This is a genomic window from Methylobacterium mesophilicum SR1.6/6, from assembly GCF_000364445.2.
In the GTDB taxonomy this organism is placed as follows: Bacteria; Pseudomonadota; Alphaproteobacteria; order Rhizobiales; family Beijerinckiaceae; genus Methylobacterium; species Methylobacterium mesophilicum_A.
The window spans coordinates 5,294,491-5,311,426 of record NZ_CP043538.1; the positions used below are offsets into that span (position 1 = coordinate 5,294,491).

The 16,936-nt window shown below is 73.9% G+C and carries 11 protein-coding genes; 6 read left to right on the forward strand and 5 right to left on the reverse strand.

The window, feature by feature from the left end; genetic code table 11:
* The first annotated feature begins 12 nt into the window (after positions 1 to 12).
* Positions 13 to 7,500: a hypothetical protein gene (locus tag MMSR116_RS25055; protein WP_158169131.1), complete on the forward strand. Its 7,488-nt coding sequence runs from the start codon at positions 13 to 15 to the stop codon at positions 7,498 to 7,500.
* Positions 7,501 to 7,839: 339 nt separating this feature from the next.
* On the opposite strand, the gene MMSR116_RS25060 is transcribed toward MMSR116_RS25055, so the two are convergent.
* A complete protein-coding gene (locus MMSR116_RS25060; RefSeq protein ID WP_010686941.1) occupies positions 7,840 to 8,280 on the reverse strand; it encodes a DUF1489 family protein in 441 nt (146 codons plus the stop codon).
* A gap of 67 nt (positions 8,281 to 8,347) precedes the next feature.
* Positions 8,348 to 9,322, reverse strand: coding sequence for a hypothetical protein (locus MMSR116_RS25065; RefSeq protein WP_010686940.1), 975 nt, complete (start codon positions 9,320 to 9,322; stop codon positions 8,348 to 8,350).
* A 151-nt stretch (positions 9,323 to 9,473) separates the two neighbouring features.
* On the opposite strand from MMSR116_RS25065, the gene MMSR116_RS25070 reads away from it, so the two are divergent.
* The 5 genes from MMSR116_RS25070 (at position 9,474) to MMSR116_RS25090 (ending at position 14,543) form a co-directional block, all read left to right on the forward strand.
* Positions 9,474 to 10,646, forward strand: a complete 1,173-nt coding sequence (locus MMSR116_RS25070) for an MFS transporter (protein WP_010686939.1) — start codon at positions 9,474 to 9,476, stop codon at positions 10,644 to 10,646.
* A 52-nt stretch (positions 10,647 to 10,698) separates the two neighbouring features.
* Positions 10,699 to 11,838, forward strand: coding sequence for an ABC transporter permease (locus tag MMSR116_RS25075; RefSeq protein WP_010686938.1), 1,140 nt, complete (start codon positions 10,699 to 10,701; stop codon positions 11,836 to 11,838).
* A gap of 11 nt (positions 11,839 to 11,849) precedes the next feature.
* Positions 11,850 to 12,659, forward strand: a complete 810-nt coding sequence (locus tag MMSR116_RS25080; RefSeq protein ID WP_010686937.1) for an ABC transporter ATP-binding protein — start codon at positions 11,850 to 11,852, stop codon at positions 12,657 to 12,659.
* Between the two features lie 98 nt (positions 12,660 to 12,757).
* On the forward strand, positions 12,758 to 13,840 hold the full coding sequence (locus tag MMSR116_RS25085; RefSeq protein ID WP_010686936.1) for an MlaD family protein: 1,083 nt from the start codon (positions 12,758 to 12,760) through the stop codon (positions 13,838 to 13,840).
* A 121-nt stretch (positions 13,841 to 13,961) separates the two neighbouring features.
* Positions 13,962 to 14,543 carry an ABC-type transport auxiliary lipoprotein family protein gene (locus tag MMSR116_RS25090; protein ID WP_010686935.1) on the forward strand — a complete coding sequence of 194 codons (582 nt, stop codon included), beginning with the start codon at positions 13,962 to 13,964 and terminating at the stop codon, positions 14,541 to 14,543.
* A 7-nt stretch (positions 14,544 to 14,550) separates the two neighbouring features.
* Here the strand turns inward: MMSR116_RS25090 and MMSR116_RS25095 are convergent, their stop codons facing one another.
* The 3 genes from MMSR116_RS25095 to thiE all read right to left on the reverse strand — a co-directional run bounded on the left by MMSR116_RS25095 (position 14,551) and on the right by thiE (position 16,821).
* Positions 14,551 to 15,177 (reverse strand): helix-turn-helix domain-containing protein, encoded by a 627-nt coding sequence (locus tag MMSR116_RS25095; protein WP_010686934.1) that lies wholly within the window; start codon positions 15,175 to 15,177, stop codon positions 14,551 to 14,553.
* Between the two features lie 127 nt (positions 15,178 to 15,304).
* Entirely contained in the window at positions 15,305 to 16,114 is an 810-nt protein-coding gene (thiD, locus tag MMSR116_RS25100; protein WP_010686933.1) for a bifunctional hydroxymethylpyrimidine kinase/phosphomethylpyrimidine kinase, read from the reverse strand.
* The gene (gene thiE, locus MMSR116_RS25105) at positions 16,111 to 16,821 is read right to left on the reverse strand and encodes a thiamine phosphate synthase (RefSeq protein WP_010686932.1); all 711 of its coding nucleotides are present in this window, start codon (positions 16,819 to 16,821) and stop codon (positions 16,111 to 16,113) included. Before thiE ends, thiD begins: the two co-directional genes overlap by 4 nt.
* Positions 16,822 to 16,936: the final 115 nt, after the last annotated feature.

Sequence of the window (16,936 nt, forward strand, 5' to 3'; positions counted from 1 at the left end):
ACGAGGCGTTGAATGGCGACCGAGAAGAAGCTGAAGGACCCGGCCGAGGCCGCGCTCTCTGCGATCGAGCAGGCGCTGAACCTCGACGCCCTGACGCCGACCGGCACCGACACCCGGGCCGAGCCGCGCCTGCCCGACGTCGGCGACACGGATCCGCTGCTCGACGGCACCCTCGACCCGGCCGGCCGCACCATGCCGCCGCGCCTCGACCTCGACGCGCCGCTCGTCTCCGACCTGCCCCCGCCCGGCCTGGACCGGCCCCGCCGCGAGGGCGGGCTGCTGCCGCCCGACCGCTCCCTGGTGGCCAACGACGACCGCCGCAACATCGGCATCCTGCAGCAGACCCTGCGGGTGCGCTCCTCGCCCAAGCCCTACCTGTTCGCGCTGGCCGCCGGCCTCGTCTGGATCGGCGCCCTCGTGCTGATCGCCTGGACGAAGTCCGGAGGCGACCTGCGCGAGGTCGTCTCGGGGCTCACCGCTCTGCAGGCGAGCGTCGGCGCCGCGGCCTTGTTCGGCCCGGTGGTGCTGTTCGTGATCGCCGCCATGCTGGCGGTGCGAGCCCAGGAGATGCGCCTCGTCGCCCGCGCGGTCGGCGAGGTCGCGGTGCGGCTGGCCGAGCCCGAGAGCTTCTCCACGGACGCGGTCCTGACCATGTCGCAGACCGTGCGCCGCGAGGTGGCGGCGGTGGGCGACGGCGTCGAGCGGGCGCTCGCCCGGGCCGGCGAGCTGGAGACCCTGGTGCGCGGCGAGATCGCCACCCTGGAGCGGGCCTATTCCGACAACGAGATCCGCATCCGCTCCCTCGTCGACGAGCTGGTGGCGCAGCGCGAGGCGATCGTCACCAACGCCGACCGGGTCCGCAATGCCATCACCGGCTCGCACCAGAGCCTGAGCGAGGAGCTGGAGGGCGCCTCCGACCGGATCGTATCCGCGGTCACCGGCGCGGGCGAGCGCGTGACCGGTGCGCTGGAGACCCGCGGCGCGGCGATCACCGCGTCCCTGGGCGAGGCCGGCGACCGGGTGGTGGGCCTGATGACGGCCCGCGGCAGCGATCTGATCGACAACCTCACGGCCACCAGCCAGGACGTGCGCGGCACCCTCCAGGAGGTCGGCGAGACCCTGACCCGCGCCTTCGAAAGCCGTGCGGGCGAGGTGACCGGCGCCTTCGAGGCGGCCGGCACCGCCCTCACCGACCGGATCACCGCGAACACCGACGCCCTGACCCGGGGGCTTGCCGACACGGGCACACGCGTGAGCGAGACCCTGAACCGTCAGGCCGGCGCGGTGCGCGAGAGCTTCGAGCGCTCGGTGACGGGCCTCGAGACCGTCTTCCTGTCCCGGGGTTCGGACCTGACCGAGCGCTTCAGCGCCATGGGGGCGGAGATCACCGCCCGCTTCGCCGAGACCGGCGCCGCCCTGACCCACGACATCGCCGGCCGCAGCACGGCCCTGCGCGCCGAGATCGAGACCGCCGGCCTGTCGGTGGCCGAGATGATCGAGGGCCGCGGGCGCGACGCGCAGGCCGCCCTCGCGCTCGCCGCCAGCGGCGCCGGCGAGGCCCTGACCACCCGCGCGGGCTCCGTCCGCGACGACCTCATCGGCACGGCGGAGCGGATCGCCGACGCGCTGTCGGATCGCGGCGGCGCCCTCGCCGAGCGGATGGACGGCATCGCCGCCCGCCTCGACGAGACCGTGACGGTGCGGGCCGCGGACCTCGAGAGCCGCGTCGTCGCGGCGGCCGAGCGCGCCGGCAGCGGCATCACGCACCAGACGGGCACCGCCGCGGCGAGCCTGGAGGCCGCCTTCTCGGCGCTGGGCCAGGGCTTCGAGGCCGGGGCCGCCGCCGCGGTCGGCTCCCTGCGGGGGGCCGTCGAGACCCTGTCGGGCGCGATCGACGGCCGCACCGCCGAGGCGGTCGCGGCGCTCCGGCGCGGGACCGAAGAGGTCGCCACCGCCCTGCACGGCTCGGCCGAGGACGCCACCGGCGCGGTCGAGGCCCGAACCCTCGAGGCCGTGAAGGTGTTCGAGCGCCGGGTCGCGGACTCCGCCGCCGCCCTTTCGGCGCGCACCGAGGAGGCGGCCGAGGCGCTGCGCGCCGCCGCCGACCAGGCTGGCACCGCCGCCGAGACCCAGACGCGGGACGCCGCTGCCCGGCTCGCTGCGGCCCTGGAGACCCTGCGCAATGCCTCCGGCGAGGTCACCGGCGCCGTCGAGGCCGAGACCGCGATCCTCACCGCCCGGTTCCGCGACGCCGCCGACCGCGCCGGCACCGAACTCGGCGAACGCGGCCTGGCGGCGGTCTCCGCCGTCCGCGCCGCCCTCGACGAACTCAACCGCGAACTGGCTGCCCGCACGGGCGACGCCACCGGCAGCCTCGCCGAGGCTGCCCGCGCGATCTCGGCCGACCTCGCCGCCCGGATCGGCGAGATGGAGGCCGCCTTCGGCGAGCACGGCCGCGGCGTCGCCCAGCTGCTGGCGAGCCACGCCGACGAGACCCAGGCCCGCATCAGCGGCACTGGCCGCGACATCGTGCTGGCGGTGGCGAGCCAGGGCGCGCGCATCGCCGACACCCTCAGCCAGACCGGCGCGAGCTTCACCGAGACCGCAGACGGCCGGGTCCGGGCGATCGACGAGACCCTGGGCAGCCGCCTCGCCGCCCTGCAGGAGACCATCGCCCGCGGCGACATCCTGGCCGAGCGGATCGGCCGCGACACCGCGGCGCTCGGCGAGAGCGTCGGCGCCCGGCTGGAGGAGATGGACCGGCTCATCACCGGCAAGGGCCAGCAGGTGGCCGAGACGATCTCGGCCCAGGCCCGCGAGGCCGGCAGCCTGATCGAGACCCATCTCGGCGGCCTGGAGGACCGTTCCGCCAAGCGGACCGCCGAGATCGGCGCGGCCGTGGCGGGCCTCGTCGGCGAGATCGACGCTCATCTGGGCTCCCGCGCCGCCGCGGTGGACGAGGCGCTGCGTGCCCGGACCGACGAGATGGCGCGCATCATGGCGGAGGGCCACCGCGGCCTGATCCAGATGCTGGAGGGCCGGACCACCGGCCTCGGGGAGGACATCGCCCGGCACACGGCCGAGATCGCCCACCGGATCGCCGAGAGCGCGGGCCAGTTCGACGCCGGCGTGATCGGCCGCCTCCAGGCGATCGCCGAGGCGCTGGACGAGCGCGCCCGCCTCGTGGACGAGAGCTTCGGCGTGCAGGCCTTCGAGGCGATCCGCCTCATCGAGGCGCGCACCCGCGCGGTGGACGAGGAACTGGCCGGCCGGACCCGCGACCTCGTCGCGATGATCGAAGACCGGACTGGCGGCCTCGACGGCGCCATGGCCGAGCGCGTCCGCGCCCTCACCACGACCATCGAGGAGTCGACACGCGGCCTGGAAGCGTCCCTGTCGAACCGCGCCGAGGCGATCGTCCGGCTGGTGGACGAGCGCGCCGAGAGCGCCGACGCCGCGCTGGCCGCCCGCACCGAGGCCGTGCGCACGGCCTTCTCGGAGCGCGCCGATCTGCTCGGCCGCCTGATCGACGAGCGCATCGCCGCCCTATCGGGCGAGCTCGACGAGAAGGGCCGGACCGTGTTCGGCGCGATCGGAGGCCGGATCACCGAGCTCGGCCGCCTGTTCGACCGCGGCGGCAACTCGCTCGCCGAGCTGATCGACCAGCGCGGCGACAGCGTGCTCGCCAAGCTGCAGCAGACCATCGCGGATGCCGAGCGGATGCTCGAGGCCGGCGAGGGCCGCCTGGGCCACACCCTGTCGAGCCGCACCGCCGACATCAGCGGCCTGCTCGATGACGGTGTGCGCACGGTCCATACCCTGCTGGACGACCGCACCAACCAGATCCGCGTCTTGCTGGACGACCACGCGGGCACGCTGGCTGCCACCCTCGACGGCCGGATGGGCCCGATCAACGAGGCGCTGGACGGCCGCGGGCAGGCGCTGGTCGCCGCCCTGGAGGGGGCGTTCGGCAGCGCGAACGGCGCCCTGGAGGACCGGGCCCGGCAGCTCGGCAGTTTGTTCGACGAGCGCCTGGGCACCCTGGAGAGCTTGGTCGAGGGCCGCGGCAACCGCCTCGCCGACACGCTCACCGCCCGGGGCCAGGCCCTGCGCACCCTGTTCGAGGAGGCGCAAGCCGCCCTCGACGCGATGGTCGAGGGCGGCAGCGGCCGCTTCGCCGCCGCGGTCGACACCCGGATCCAGTCCCTGCGGACCGTGCTGGAGGAGGCGCCCGCCGCCGTCTCCGCCCTGGTGGAGACCCGCGAGCGCCAGCTCGCCGCGACCCTCGACACACGCACGCAGCGCCTGCAGGCCCTGTTCGAGGAGGCGCAGAACGGCCTGCGCGACCTCGTGGACGGGCGCGGCCAGGAGGTCGCCGACGCCATCGCGGCGCGGACCGAAGGGCTGCGCACGACCCTCGACGCGGCCCCGACCCGGATGGCGGAACTGCTGGAGTCCAGCGTGTCGGACCTTCAGGCTCTGTTCGAGCGGGCGCAGGGCGAGATCGAACGCTTGGTCGAGGATCGCGGCCGCCAGATCGCCGGGACGATCGAGCACCGCACGCAGGCCCTGCAGGCGACCATCGAGCAGGCCAACCCCGCCATCGCGGGCCTGCTGGAGGCGCGCGAGGCCCAGATCGCCGGGACCCTGCAGGAGCGGACGGGCGCGCTCCAGGCCGTGTTCGAGCGGGCACAGGAGGAGATCGATCGCCTGGTCGAGGGCCGCGGCCGCCAGATCGCCGGGACGATCGAGCACCGCACGCAGGCCCTGCAGGCGACCATCGAGCAGGCCAACCCCGCCATCGCGGGCCTGCTGGAGACGCGCCACGCCGAAATCGCCGAGACCCTCAAGGCGCGCACGGGCGAGCTGCAGGCCCTGTTCGAGCGGGTCCAGGATCGTCTCAGCGCGAGCGTCGAGGGGACCGGCCGCGACGTGTCCGAGCGGGTCGATGCGCGGATCGCCGCCCTGCGCGACACCTTCGAGCAGGCGCGCGCCGCGATCGAGGGGCTCCTCGACGACCGCAGCCAGACGCTGATCGCGGCGGCCGAGGGCCGCACGGGCGCCCTGGTCGAGACCTTCGACGCCCGTCTGCGCGACCTCGACGGCGTCGTGGAGGGACGCACCGCGGCCCTGGCGCAGGCCGTGGAGACGCACAGCGAGGCGCTCGCCCGCGGCGTCGAGGCCCGCGCCGACGCCTTCACCCAGCGCATCGACAGCCGCATGCGCCTGTTCGCGACCCTGGTGGCGCAGCGCGCCGACACCTTGGCCACCGCCTTCGACGACCGCCACGATGCCTTCGCCGGCCTCATGGACGAGCGCACGGCGGCGCTCGCCGCCGCCCTCGACGAGCGCGCGCGGGCCCATGCCGAGCAGGTCGACGCCCACAACGCGGCGCTGGCCGAGACGCTCAGCAGCCGCGAGGCGGCGCTCGCCGGCCTGATCGATGCCCGCACCGAGGCCCTCGGGGCCGGGTTCGAGCGGCGCGTCACGGCCCTCGGCGCCCTGGTGGATGCCCGCGGCGAAGCCCTGTCCCGCCGCCTCGCGGAGAGCGCCGAGGCCCTGGTCCGCGCCATCGAGGAGAAGGGCGGCGCCCTGCTCGCCAGCGTCGAGGGCAGCGGCCGCGCGGTCGGCGACAGCGTGGAGGGCCATGTGACCCGCCTGCGCGAGGCCGTCGACGGGCCGATGCTCGACCTGTCCCGGGCCCTGTCGGACCGGGCCGAGGCGATCGAGCGGGCCCTGGCCGAGACCGGCATGCCGCTGGCCGAGACCCTGCGGGAGCGGACCGAGGAGCTGGCGGTGCAGTCGCGGGCCTCGGCCGAGCTGCTGCGCGCCGCCGTCGAGGACGGTGCCGGCCGCACCCTCTCCGAGCTGTTCGAGACCAACGACCGGATGGGCCGGGAACTGGGCGCCCTCCTCCAGAGGATCGAGACCGCCAACACGGCGCTCAGTGATCTCGTGGCCGGGGCGGACACCAATTTCGGCGCGATCGAGCAGGGGCTGTCGGGCCGGATTGAGCAGATCCAGGGCGCCCTGGAGCGGATCGCCGCCGAGACCGGTCAGGCCAGTGCCGGGGTCTCGGCGCAGGTCGAGGCCCTCCGCGGCGCCGCCGACGGGGCGCTCCAGGAGGCCTCCCGCCTCGCCGAGACCCTCGACGGGCGGGGCCGCTCGCTCGGCGAGCAGACGGCCGCGCACGTGGCTGCCCTCGACCGGGCGGCCGCCTCGCTGGCCGCGATCGAGGAGCGTCTGGGATCGACGCTGACGGGCCGCGAAACCGCGCTGACGGAGGCGCTGGCCGCCTTCGAGGCGCGGGCCGCCGCCCTGGAGCAGAACGGCAAGGCCCTGGAGCGGACCATCGAGGAGACGCTGCGCGCCGCCGAGGAGCGCGCCCGCAGCGTGGGCGAGTCCCTGACCCAGTCGGCCCAGGGTGCCGGCGCCTCGGTGACGAGCGCCTTCGCCGACCTCAAGGACAGCGCCAGCGCCGAGGGCGAGAAGGCCGCCCAGGGCGTGCGGCAGGCCCTGGAGGAGGCCGCCCGCGAGATGCGCAGTGGCTTCCAGGAGGCCCAGGCCAGCTTCGGCGACTCCTTCTCCGCGCTGCGCGAGATGGCGGGCTCGATCCGCGGCGAACTCGACGCGACCCGCGCCGAACTCGCCAAGGGCGTCCTCGAACTCCCGCGCGAGACCCAGGATGCCACCGGCGAGATGCGCCGGGTGGTGTCGGACCAGATCAAGGCGCTCAACGAGCTCTCGTCCCTGGTCTCCCGCTCCGGCCGCGCCTTGGACGTCGCCCAGCCCCAGGCCCAGCCCCAGCGGCGGGTGGCCGAGGGCGGCGGCCGTGCCGCTCCGGCTCCGACGGTCGCTCCGGCCGCCGCCGCGGCCCTCGCGCCGACGGTCCCCGCCGCGACGGTTCCGGCGCTGCCGGCGCCCGCGGCGCCGCGGTCCGCCGCGGCCGGTCCGGCCCGGGTCGAGGCGTCCCGTCCGGTCGCCCCGTCTCGTCCCGCCGGCCCCGCGCAGGCCGGGGACAAGCGCGGCTGGCTGTCGGATCTGCTCACCCGCGCGTCCCTGGACGACGACGAGGAGGCTGCACCCGCGGCCGAGGCGCCGGCCGCGACCGCGCCCTCCGCCCGCCGCGCCCCGGTCGCCGCGGCCGAGACCGGGCGGATCGCCCTCGACACGATCTCCACCGACATCGCCAAGATGATCGAGCACCGGACCGCGGTCGATCTCTGGGAGCGCTACCGCCGCGGCGAGCCGAACCTGTTCGACCCGCGGATCTACACCCCGCAGGGCCGGGCGACCTTCGCGGAGATCCAGCGCCGGTATCGGACCGACACGGAGTTCCGCCGCAGCGTCGACCGCTACGTCAGCGAGTTCGAACGCCTGCTCGGCGACGTGGTCAAGAACGACAGCGACGCCAAGCGGACCGACGCCTACCTCACCTCGGAGACCGGCAAGGTCTACACCATGCTGGCCCATGCCAGCGGGCGCTTCGACGGGGCGTAGTCGTCCGCGCCGGAACGGAGATCGGTTCCGGCGGTACGCCGGGCGAGGGGCGGTCTTCCCCTCCCCGGAGGTGGCGCCATCGGCGGGCCGCGGTCATTCGGGCGTCGCCCGAGCGCGTCTTCGATACGGATTTCGATGGAACGCCTCGATCGACGCGTCCCTCTCGTCATCACGAGTGAAGCGACCCAGGGCCGCGCACCGTCGGTCAGCGTGGCGTTGCCCTGGATTGCGTCGCTCCGCTCGCAAGGATGTCGGTGCCGGAGGCTGCGACCGGACACGGTGGGAGGATTGCGCCGGACATCTGCAATTCTGTACGCCGGCGCTTTCGGCGCATCCCCCTCACAGCAGGCCGAGGCCGACCAGCTCGCGCCGCAGGGTCTCGGGCATCTCGGCGAGGTCGCCCGAGGCGCCCGCTCCGAGGTCGGCCGGTGCGTCGCGGGCCGTCAGGTAGCGCCAGCCCTGGAACGGGCGGTACGGGCGGGGCGCCACCGGGACGAGCCGCGGGTCGAAGACGAGCCGGCAACGCGGGATCCCGTCCTCGCCGGTCAGCGGTTCGATCGCGGTGATCGCCTGGCGGCAGGACAGCGTGCCCCGGATCACCCAGTAGATCGAGCCGCGTCCGGTGATCTCGCCGTGGCGTTTGGGCAAGGTCCGGGTGACGTGGAACGGCGCCGCGGGCCGGCCGTCCCGCGCTGCCTCGGCCAGGAACCGGGCCTGCCGCGCCTCGAGATCGGCGATCGAGGCGGGGCCGACGCAGAGCTTGATCAGATGCAGGGCCACGGACACGGGTTCTCGCGACTGTCGACGGGGCGGACCTGATAGCAGGGTCCGCGTCCGGGCGCGCCTCTCAGGCGAACAGCGCGAGCCGCTGCTCCGGCGGGAGCGCGTCGATCTCGGCGAAGCTCAGAGCCGGCTCCTCGCCGGCCGGCGCCGGCAGGGGCGTCGCCGCGACCAGGGCGGCCCAGTCCAGCTCGGGATCGTCCCCGACGGGTGCCTCCGCGACCGGCTCGCTCTCCGCGACCCCGTCGATCGCCGCAGCAGCCTCGGCCTCACGCCCGTCGGAGACCGGCAGGAACACGAGATCCTCGTGGAGCGGCGGGCTCCCGGGCCGCGCCACCAGCGCGGCGGCCGTCACGGCCGGGACGTCCATGCCGATGTAGCGGTCGATGTCGCTCTGGCAGAGGTCCGCGGGCTCCGCCGCCGCATCGGGGGCGCCGGGCGGCGACGGGATCGGTGCGGCCTCGCTGCCCCAGATCGCGATCATCGCCGAGAGCCGGTCCTCCAGGTAGCGGAGTGTGTAGACGATCCGGGCGGTGCGCTGCGCGGTCAGATCCTGGAACGAGCAGGCGGTGTAGATCGCCGTGGCGTGCCGGTCGAGGGTGTCGCAGGCCTGCGCGTCGGCGCCGCGCTCGCGCAGGGTCCAGGCCGCCTCCTGGATCGACTCGGCGGATCCCAGGATGTCGGAGGTGGCCTGCTCGGTCTCGCGGACGATCGCGTCGAGGGCCAGCGAGGCCTGGGTCAGGCGGGTCTGCTCGGTGTTGGTGGCGCTGATCGCGGCGATCTCGGCCTTGGTGCGGCTGATCGCGTCGGCCATGTCGACGAGGTTGCCGCGCAGGTGCCCGAACGCCTCGTGGCCGCGATCCGCGGTCACGGTCCGCTCCAGCCGGGTGATCGCGCCGAGCAGCATCTCGGTGTCGGCGCCCCGGTTGCGGCGGCCATGCTCGGCCAGGAACCAGCGCCCGCGCTCGGTGGCGGCGAGCGCCGCCGCGATCGTCTCGTACTCGGCCGACGCGTCGGGGCTCGGTGTGGCGGGACCGGACATGGACTTCCCTGAACGGGTCGAGGCGCGCAGCGGCGGACGGCCGGCGCAGGGCCCGGCCCGGGAGCACGCAATTTGACAGGATGGCTTTAACGGGCGCTTACGGGCGGGCCCCGCCGCCGGGCGCCCCGGATCCGCCTCCCCGAGACCCGCCTTGCCTCGCCCGTCCGGCCCGGCGCGCCTGTCGCTGCTCTACGCCGTCGTCTTCACCGAGATCGGCATCGCGATGCCGTTCATGCCCCTGTGGCTCGATACCCTCGGCCTCGACGCGGGGTTGATCGGCGTGCTGCTCGCCCTGCCGATCGCCACCCGGATCGCCGCCACGGCGCCGCTGATGAGCCTGCTCGACCGCGGCCTCGGCCCCCGCCGGCTGATCCTGCTCGGCAGCCTCGCCATGAGCCTGACCTACGCGCTGATGCCCGGCGCCGCCGGCATCGGCTGGCCCCTGCTGGCCGGGCTGATCGTGCTCAACGCCGTCGCGGGCGCCCCCCTCGTGCCCTGCATCGACTACCTGACCCTGGCCGCCGTGCGCCGGGATTCCCGCCTCGCCTATTCCCGGATCCGGATGGCGGGCTCCGTCGCGTTCCTGCTGGCGAACCTCGCGGGCGGCCTCCTGCTCACCGCCCTGGGCGGCCGGCTCGCGGTGCCGCTGCTGCTCACCGGCCTCGCCCTGCTGGCGGCCGGGGTGGCGTGGCGCAGCCGCTCGGTGGCGGCCCTGCCCCTTGTGTCCAGCGAGGCCGGACGGCCGCGCCTCCCGCGCAGGTTGTGGCTCTGCATCGGGGCGGCCGCCGCCATCCAGGCGAGCCTCAACGCGATCTACGGGTTCGGCAGCATCTACTGGACCGACCACGGCATCGCGGCCGCCTGGGTCGGATCGCTCTGGGCCGTCGGCGTCCTGTCCGAGATCGCCCTGTTCGCGGCCGTGCCCGCCCTGCCCGCCGCGTGGCGCAGCCCGGTGCGGCTGCTCGGCGCCGGCGCCGGCGCGGCGATCCTGCGGGCCGTCGGCATGTTCCTCCTCGGCGACCATCTCGCCGCCCTGGTGCCGCTGCAAGGCCTGCACGGCCTCACCTTCGGGGCGACGCAGCTCGGCGCCATGGCGGCGGTCTCGGCCTACGCCCCCGACGGGGCCCGGGGCCGGGCCCAGGGGACGCTCAGCGCGGTCAATGCCAGCGTCGCGGTGGTCGCCACCCTGGCGAGCGGGATGGCCTACCGGGCCGGCGGCCCCCTCGCCTTCCTGCTGATGGCGCCGCTCGCCGCCGCCGGCCTCGGGCTCGCCCTCGCGTCGCGGCGGGCCGGCGCGACGCCGGACACGGATCGTCAACCGTAATGTCGACATAACCGACCGTCAGGATGGCGCCTCGATCGAGGAGTGAGGTCTTTTGCTGAGCGAGAACATCGTTCTCGGCGCATCGCTGCGGGACCGGCCGGCCGACGGCCGGCTGGCGCTCGACGGCCGCTGGACCGCCGACCAGGCACCCACCGTCGAGGCGGCGGCGGCGCGCATCGCGGCGGCGGGCCGGGCCGGGCCGGTGGCGGTCGACCTCTCGGGGATCGAGCGCCTCGACACGCTCGGCGCCTGGGTGCTGGAGCGGACCCGCGCCGAGATCGAGCAGGCGGGCGGCGCCCTCACCTATCTCGGAGCGCGGCCGGAGCACCGCACCCTGCTCGGCGAGGTCCGGCTGCGAGAGCCGGAGGCCATGCCGCCCCGGCGGCACGGCCCGATCGTCGGCGCCCTCGACGCCACCGGGCGGCAGACGGTGCGCGGCGGACAGGAATTCGTCACCGCCCTCGCCTTCCTGGGCGAGCTGATCGCCGCCTGCGGGCGCGTCGCCCTGCGACCCGGCACCTTCCGGGGCAACGCCCTGATCAACCAGATCCAGCAGGTGGCGCTCAACGGCACGCCGATCATCGTGCTGATCTCGTTCCTGGTCGGTGGCATCGTCGCCCAGCAGGGCATCTTCCAGCTCCAGCGCTTCGGCGCCCAGACCTTCGTGGTCAACCTGATCGGCCTCCTGATCCTGCGCGAGATGGGCGTGCTGCTCACCTCGATCATGGTGGCCGGCCGCTCCGGCTCGGCGATCACCGCTGAGATCGGCTCGATGCGCATGCGCGAGGAAGTGGACGCGCTGCGCGTCATGGGCCTCGACCCCGTCGAGATCCTGATCGTGCCCCGGGTGCTCGCCCTGATGATCGGGCTGCCGATGCTGACGCTGATCGGCGACCTCGCGGCGCTCGCCGGCGGCGGCCTCACCGCGATGCTCTACGGCGGCCTGACCCTCGACCAGTTCCTGGCCCGGCTCCAGGCGGCGGTGGGCGTCCACCACGTGATGGTCGGCCTGATCAAGGCGCCGTTCATGGCGCTGACCATCGGGGTGATCGCCACGATCGAGGGCTTCGCCGTGGAAGGCTCGGCGGAATCGCTCGGCCGCCACGTCACCGCCTCGGTGGTGAAGTCCATCTTCATGGTCATCGTCCTCGACGGCCTGTTCGCGGTCTTCTTCGCCGCGATCGATTTTTGAGACCCGGCCCGATGAGCGCCCCGATGGATGCCCCGAGGTCCGCCCCTTCCCCGATCATCCGCGTGCGCGACCTCGTGGTCGGCTTCCGCGACCGCAACATCCTGAAAGGCCTGAGCCTCGACATCCGCGCCGGCGAGATCCTGGGGTTCGTCGGACCTTCGGGGCAAGGCAAGTCGGTGCTCACCCGGACGATCCTCGGCCTCAACCCGAAGCGGGCGGGCACCATCGAGGTGTTCGGCCGCGACGTCGACGAACTCACCTACGCCGAGCGGCGCCGGATGGAGCAGCGCTGGGGCGTGCTGTTCCAGCAGGGCGCCCTGTTCTCGGCGCTCACCGTCAAGCAGAACATCCAGGTGCCGATGCGCGAGCACCTGAACCTGTCCGAGCGCCTGCTCGACGAGTTCGCCCGCCTCAAGATCGAGATGGTCGGCCTGAAGCCCGACGCCGCCGACAAGCTGCCCTCGGAACTGTCAGGGGGCATGATCAAGCGCGCGGCGCTGGCCCGCTCCCTGGCGCTCGACCCCGAGATCCTGTTCCTCGACGAGCCGACCTCGGGCCTCGACCCGATCGGCGCGGGCGAGTTCGACGACCTCGTCTCCACCCTCAAGGAGACGCTGGGACTGACCGTCTTCATGGTCACCCACGACCTCGACAGCCTCTACACCGCCTGCGACCGCATCGCGGCGCTCGGCGACGGCCAGATCATCGCGGCCGGGACCATCGACGAGATGCTGGCGAGCGACCATCCCTGGCTGCGCTCCTACTTCCACGGCAAGCGCGCCCGGACCATCGCCACGGGCGGCGCGGCGTCTCATGTCTGACCCGCGCCCCACCCGGATCCCGCCCCGCTCCCACTCGGGAACCGGGGCCAGAGGCCCGGCCGGACCCTGTCCGCCGGCCAGAACCGCAGGCTGAGCGCATGGAAACCCGCGCGAACTACGCCCTCATCGGGGCCTTCACCATCGCCGTCATCCTGGCGGGCTTCGGCACCGTGCTGTGGCTCTCCGGAGGCTCGTCGCGGCAGGTCAGCCAGACGGTGCGCATCGTCTTCTCCGGCTCGGTCGGCGGCCTCTCCCGAGGGTCGAGCGTGAACTTCAACGGCATCAAGGTCGGCGAGGTCACCGACATCCGCCTCGCCCCGCAGGATCCGCGCCGGGTGCTGGCCCAGATCAAGGTCGAGCCCGCGACGCCGCTCCGGGCCGACACCCGCGCCCGCCTCGACTCGGCGATGCTCACCGGCGTCTCGGTGATCTCGCTGTCGGGCGGCAATGCCGATGCGCCGGTGCTGACCCCGATGGCCAACGGCGAGCCGCCGACGATCTTCGCCGACTCCTCCGACATGCAGGACATGATGGCGCTGGCGCGCCAGGTGGCGCAGCGGGCAGACGACATGCTGGCCCGCCTCGACCGGCTGGTCTCCGCCAACGAGGGCGCGATCAACCGCTCGCTCACCAACGTCGAGACCTTCTCGAAGACGCTCGCCGATGCCGGCCCGAACATCTCGGCGCTGGTCAAGGCGGTGGACGGCGTGAAGCTCGGCCACGTGATCGACAACGCCGACCGCTTCTCGGAGGCCTTGTCGAAGGCGAGCCCGGACATCGAGTCCGGCCTGCACGATGCCCGATCCCTGGCCGCCAAGCTCAACGCCTCGGCCGACAAGATCGACGCCGTGCTCAACGGCGCGCAGGGCTTCCTCGGCTCGGCCTCCGGCCAGGAGGGCTCCAGCACCTTCGCGGAGATCCGCGCGGCCGCGATCTCCGTGCGGGATGCCGGCAAGGCCTTCCGGACCATGTCGGAGAATCTCGACAAGCGCACCGCCAGCATCTCGAGCAATTTCGGCCGCCTGAGCGGCACCGGCCGCCGGGAGGTCGAGGCTCTGTCGGGCGACGGCCAGCGGACGCTGAGCACCCTCAACCGCACAGTCCGCAGCCTGGAGCGCGATCCGAGCCAGGTGATCTTCGGCGGGAAGCCATCGTTGCCCGAATACAACGGCGGTCGCTGAAATCGCCCTCTGCAGGGCCGATGTGTCCCGGCGCACGACACGAATCCGGGAGCGGGTTAGTTTTAACCGCATAGCTTTTACAGCTCTGCCGCCCGACGGTGGGGTCTCTCAGGTTGTGCGCATGGTTCGCTCGTCCCACATCGCCGCCGCCGCGCTGCTCGCTGCCCTTCTGGGCGGTTGCGGCGGCGGTGCGGCGCCCCTCACCTTCGATCTCGCGGCCCTGCCACCCTCCGGGCGGGCGGTGGCCGCCGGGCGGTCCATCGCGGTCTCGGAGCCGGTGGGCATCCAGCCCTTCGAGGCGGACCGGATCATCGTGCGCGAGCCGGGGGGAGCGCTCTCGTTCCTTGGGGGCGGCCAGTGGGCCGACCGGCTACCGCGGCTGATCCAGACCCGGATCATCCAGAGTCTTGAGAATTCCGGCCGGCTCCGCTCGGTGAGCCGGCCCGGCGACAAGGTCGTGGCGGATTACCAGCTGATCAGCGAGATCCGCGCCTTCGACGTCCAGGCCGGGACCGGCGAGGCGGTGGTCGACCTGTCGCTGAAGCTCGTGGCGGACGGCACCGGCAAGGTGGTGGCCGCGCGGATCTTCACGGCCCGCATGCCGGTGGGGAAGATCGATTCGGGCAACGGCGCCCACGCCCTCGATCAGGCGCTCTCCACCGTGCTGGCGGACGTGGTGCGCTGGGTGAACACCGGGCGCTGAGGGCGCCTCACTCCATCACCGCGGCCTTCATGATCACCACCATGGTGGCCCGGGCCGGTCCCTCGGTGCAGCGCACGAGGTGGGGGCGGTCACAGCGGTAGCGCAGGGTCTCGCCGGCCCGCGCCCGCTGCACGGTGCCGCCGATCTCGACCTCGAAGGCCCCCTCCGAGACGGACAGCGATTCCACCGAGCCGCGCTGGTGCGGGTCGGAGTCGAGGACGCCGCCCGGATCGGCCGTGACCTCGTACCATTGCAGCCACTCGATCGTCTTGAGCCACCCGATGATCGCCAGCCGTACCTTGCCGTCCTCGGAAACGAGGATCGGCGTGTCCGCCCGCGAGGTCTTCTCGATGAAGGGCTCCTCGTCGCCCGCAGCCAGCACCCGCTCGATCGACACGTCCAGCGCCTGCGACAGCCGCCAGATCGTCGCCAGCGTCGGATTGGTCTCGTTGCGCTCGATCTGGCTGATGATCGACTTGGCCACGCCCGACTGCTCGGCGAGTTCCGAGAGCGACAGATTGTAGGCCTTGCGCAATCGCTGGATGGTCTTGCCGAGCTGGCCGGAGAGCACCTGCGCGCCGGTCAGCAGGTCGCGCCCGCGCGCCCGGTCGGGCCGTTCCGCCTGATCCTGCATCGTCACCGGTCCGCCTGCGCCGTTCCATTATCCGAACGATCGGTGCGCTTCTTCAAACGCAATCACCGTCCGGTTGCAAGGCACGCGCGGGACCGAACCACCGAAAGCTCCGCTCCGCGGGCCCTCGCTACGGCCAGACCGCGTGGAAGTGGTGGACCGGGCCGTGGCCCGCTCCGATCGCCAGCTGGTCCGCCGCGGCGAGGGCCGCGGTGAGGTAGCTCTTGGCTTCGACCACGGCCTCCGGCAGCGTCAGGCCCTGGGCGAGGCCCGCCGCCACCGCGGCCGAGAGGGTGCAACCGGTCCCGTGGGTGTTGGCGGTCGCCATCCGCGGCGCCGCCAGGGTCCGCAGGGCCCCGTCCGCCGTCACGAGATGGTCGATGCTCTCGCGCCCGGTTCCGTGACCGCCCTTGATCAGCACCGCGCGGGCGCCGAGCGCCACGAGCCGCCGGGCCTGGGCTACCGCCGTCGCCGCGTCCTCGGCCACCGCCTCGCCGAGAAGCACCGCCGCCTCCGGCAGGTTGGGGGTGATCAGGTCCGCCCGCGGCAGCAGCCGCGCCCGGAGCACCGCCACCGCGTCGTCGGCGATCAGCCGGTCGCCGCTTGTGGCGACCATCACGGGGTCGAGGACGATCGGGATCGCGCCGGAATGGCGCGCGAGGCCGTCGGCGACCGCCGCGATCACCGCGGTCTGCGACAGCATGCCGATCTTCACGGCCTGCACGGCGAGGTCGGAGAACACGCTGTCGATCTGCCGGCCCACGAAGTCCGGCGGCACGTCGTGGATGCCCTGGACGCCCGTGGTGTTCTGCGCGGTCAGCGCCGTGATCACGCTGGCGCCGTAGACGCCCAGCGCCGAGAACGTCTTGAGGTCCGCCTGGATGCCGGCGCCGCCGCCGGAATCCGAGCCCGCGATGGTCACCGCGACGGGGGCGCTCATCGGGCGCCCGCCCGCTCCGCCAGGGCCGCATCGATGCGCGCGCGCAGGTCCCGGGCGCGCTGGCGGACCGGCTCCGCGCCGAACAGGGCGGTGATCACCGCGACGCCATCCGCCCCGGCGGCGATCACCGCAGCGGCGTTGTCCGCGCCGATGCCCGCGATGGCGCCGAGCGGCAGGTCCGCACCCCGGGCGAGGCGGGCCCGGAACGCGATGCTGGCGAAGCCTTCGAGCCCGACCGGCGGGTCCGGGTTGTCCTTGCTGGTGGTGGCGAAGACCCCACCGATGCAGGCGTAGTCGACGGGCAGCCGGTACAGCTCGTCGGCCTGGGCGGCCTTCTTCAGGGTGAGGCCGATGATCGCGCCCTCCCCCAGGAGGCGGCGCGCGTCGGCGGGGTGGAGGTCGCTCTGTCCGAGATGCACGCCGTCGGCGTCCGCCGCGAGGGCGAGGTCGATGCGGTCGTTGACGAGCACCGGTACCCGGCCGCGCACGGCCTCGCGGATCGCCCGGATCCGCGCCAGGGCGGCCCGGGCGTCCGGGATGTCCTTCTCGCGGTACTGGAGGAGTGTGCAGCCCCCCGCCACCGCCTCGGCACCGAGCTCCGCCAGCCGCGTCCCGTCGCCGCCGCAGACGCCGACGTCGAGGAGGCCGTAGAGTCGCAGGTCGACCGCCCGGCTTCCGGTCGCCGGAGAACGCGCGCTGGCTGGCATCGCTGTGGCTGGATCCCCGCCCCGTCCGGCACCGTGCCGGCCCGTCTGGGCGCTTCTGTTTGGGCAGCCCCCGCGGGCTTGGCAAGCATTCCTGTCGCGCGTCGCGGTCCAGCAT

Bases quoted from the DNA above. Each gene is read 5' to 3' on its own strand.
- MMSR116_RS25055 (WP_158169131.1), top strand. From the start codon at position 13: ATGGCGACCGAGAAGAAGCTGAAGGACCCGGCCGAGGCCGCGCTCTCT.
- MMSR116_RS25065 (WP_010686940.1), bottom strand. From the start codon at position 9,322: ATGTCCGGTCCCGCCACACCGAGCCCCGACGCGTCGGCCGAGTACGAG.
- MMSR116_RS25080 (WP_010686937.1), top strand. From the start codon at position 11,850: ATGAGCGCCCCGATGGATGCCCCGAGGTCCGCCCCTTCCCCGATCATC.
- MMSR116_RS25085 (WP_010686936.1), top strand. From the start codon at position 12,758: ATGGAAACCCGCGCGAACTACGCCCTCATCGGGGCCTTCACCATCGCC.
- MMSR116_RS25090 (WP_010686935.1), top strand. From the start codon at position 13,962: ATGGTTCGCTCGTCCCACATCGCCGCCGCCGCGCTGCTCGCTGCCCTT.
- MMSR116_RS25095 (WP_010686934.1), bottom strand. From the start codon at position 15,177: ATGCAGGATCAGGCGGAACGGCCCGACCGGGCGCGCGGGCGCGACCTG.
- thiD (WP_010686933.1), bottom strand. From the start codon at position 16,114: ATGAGCGCCCCCGTCGCGGTGACCATCGCGGGCTCGGATTCCGGCGGC.
- thiE (WP_010686932.1), bottom strand. From the start codon at position 16,821: ATGCCAGCCAGCGCGCGTTCTCCGGCGACCGGAAGCCGGGCGGTCGAC.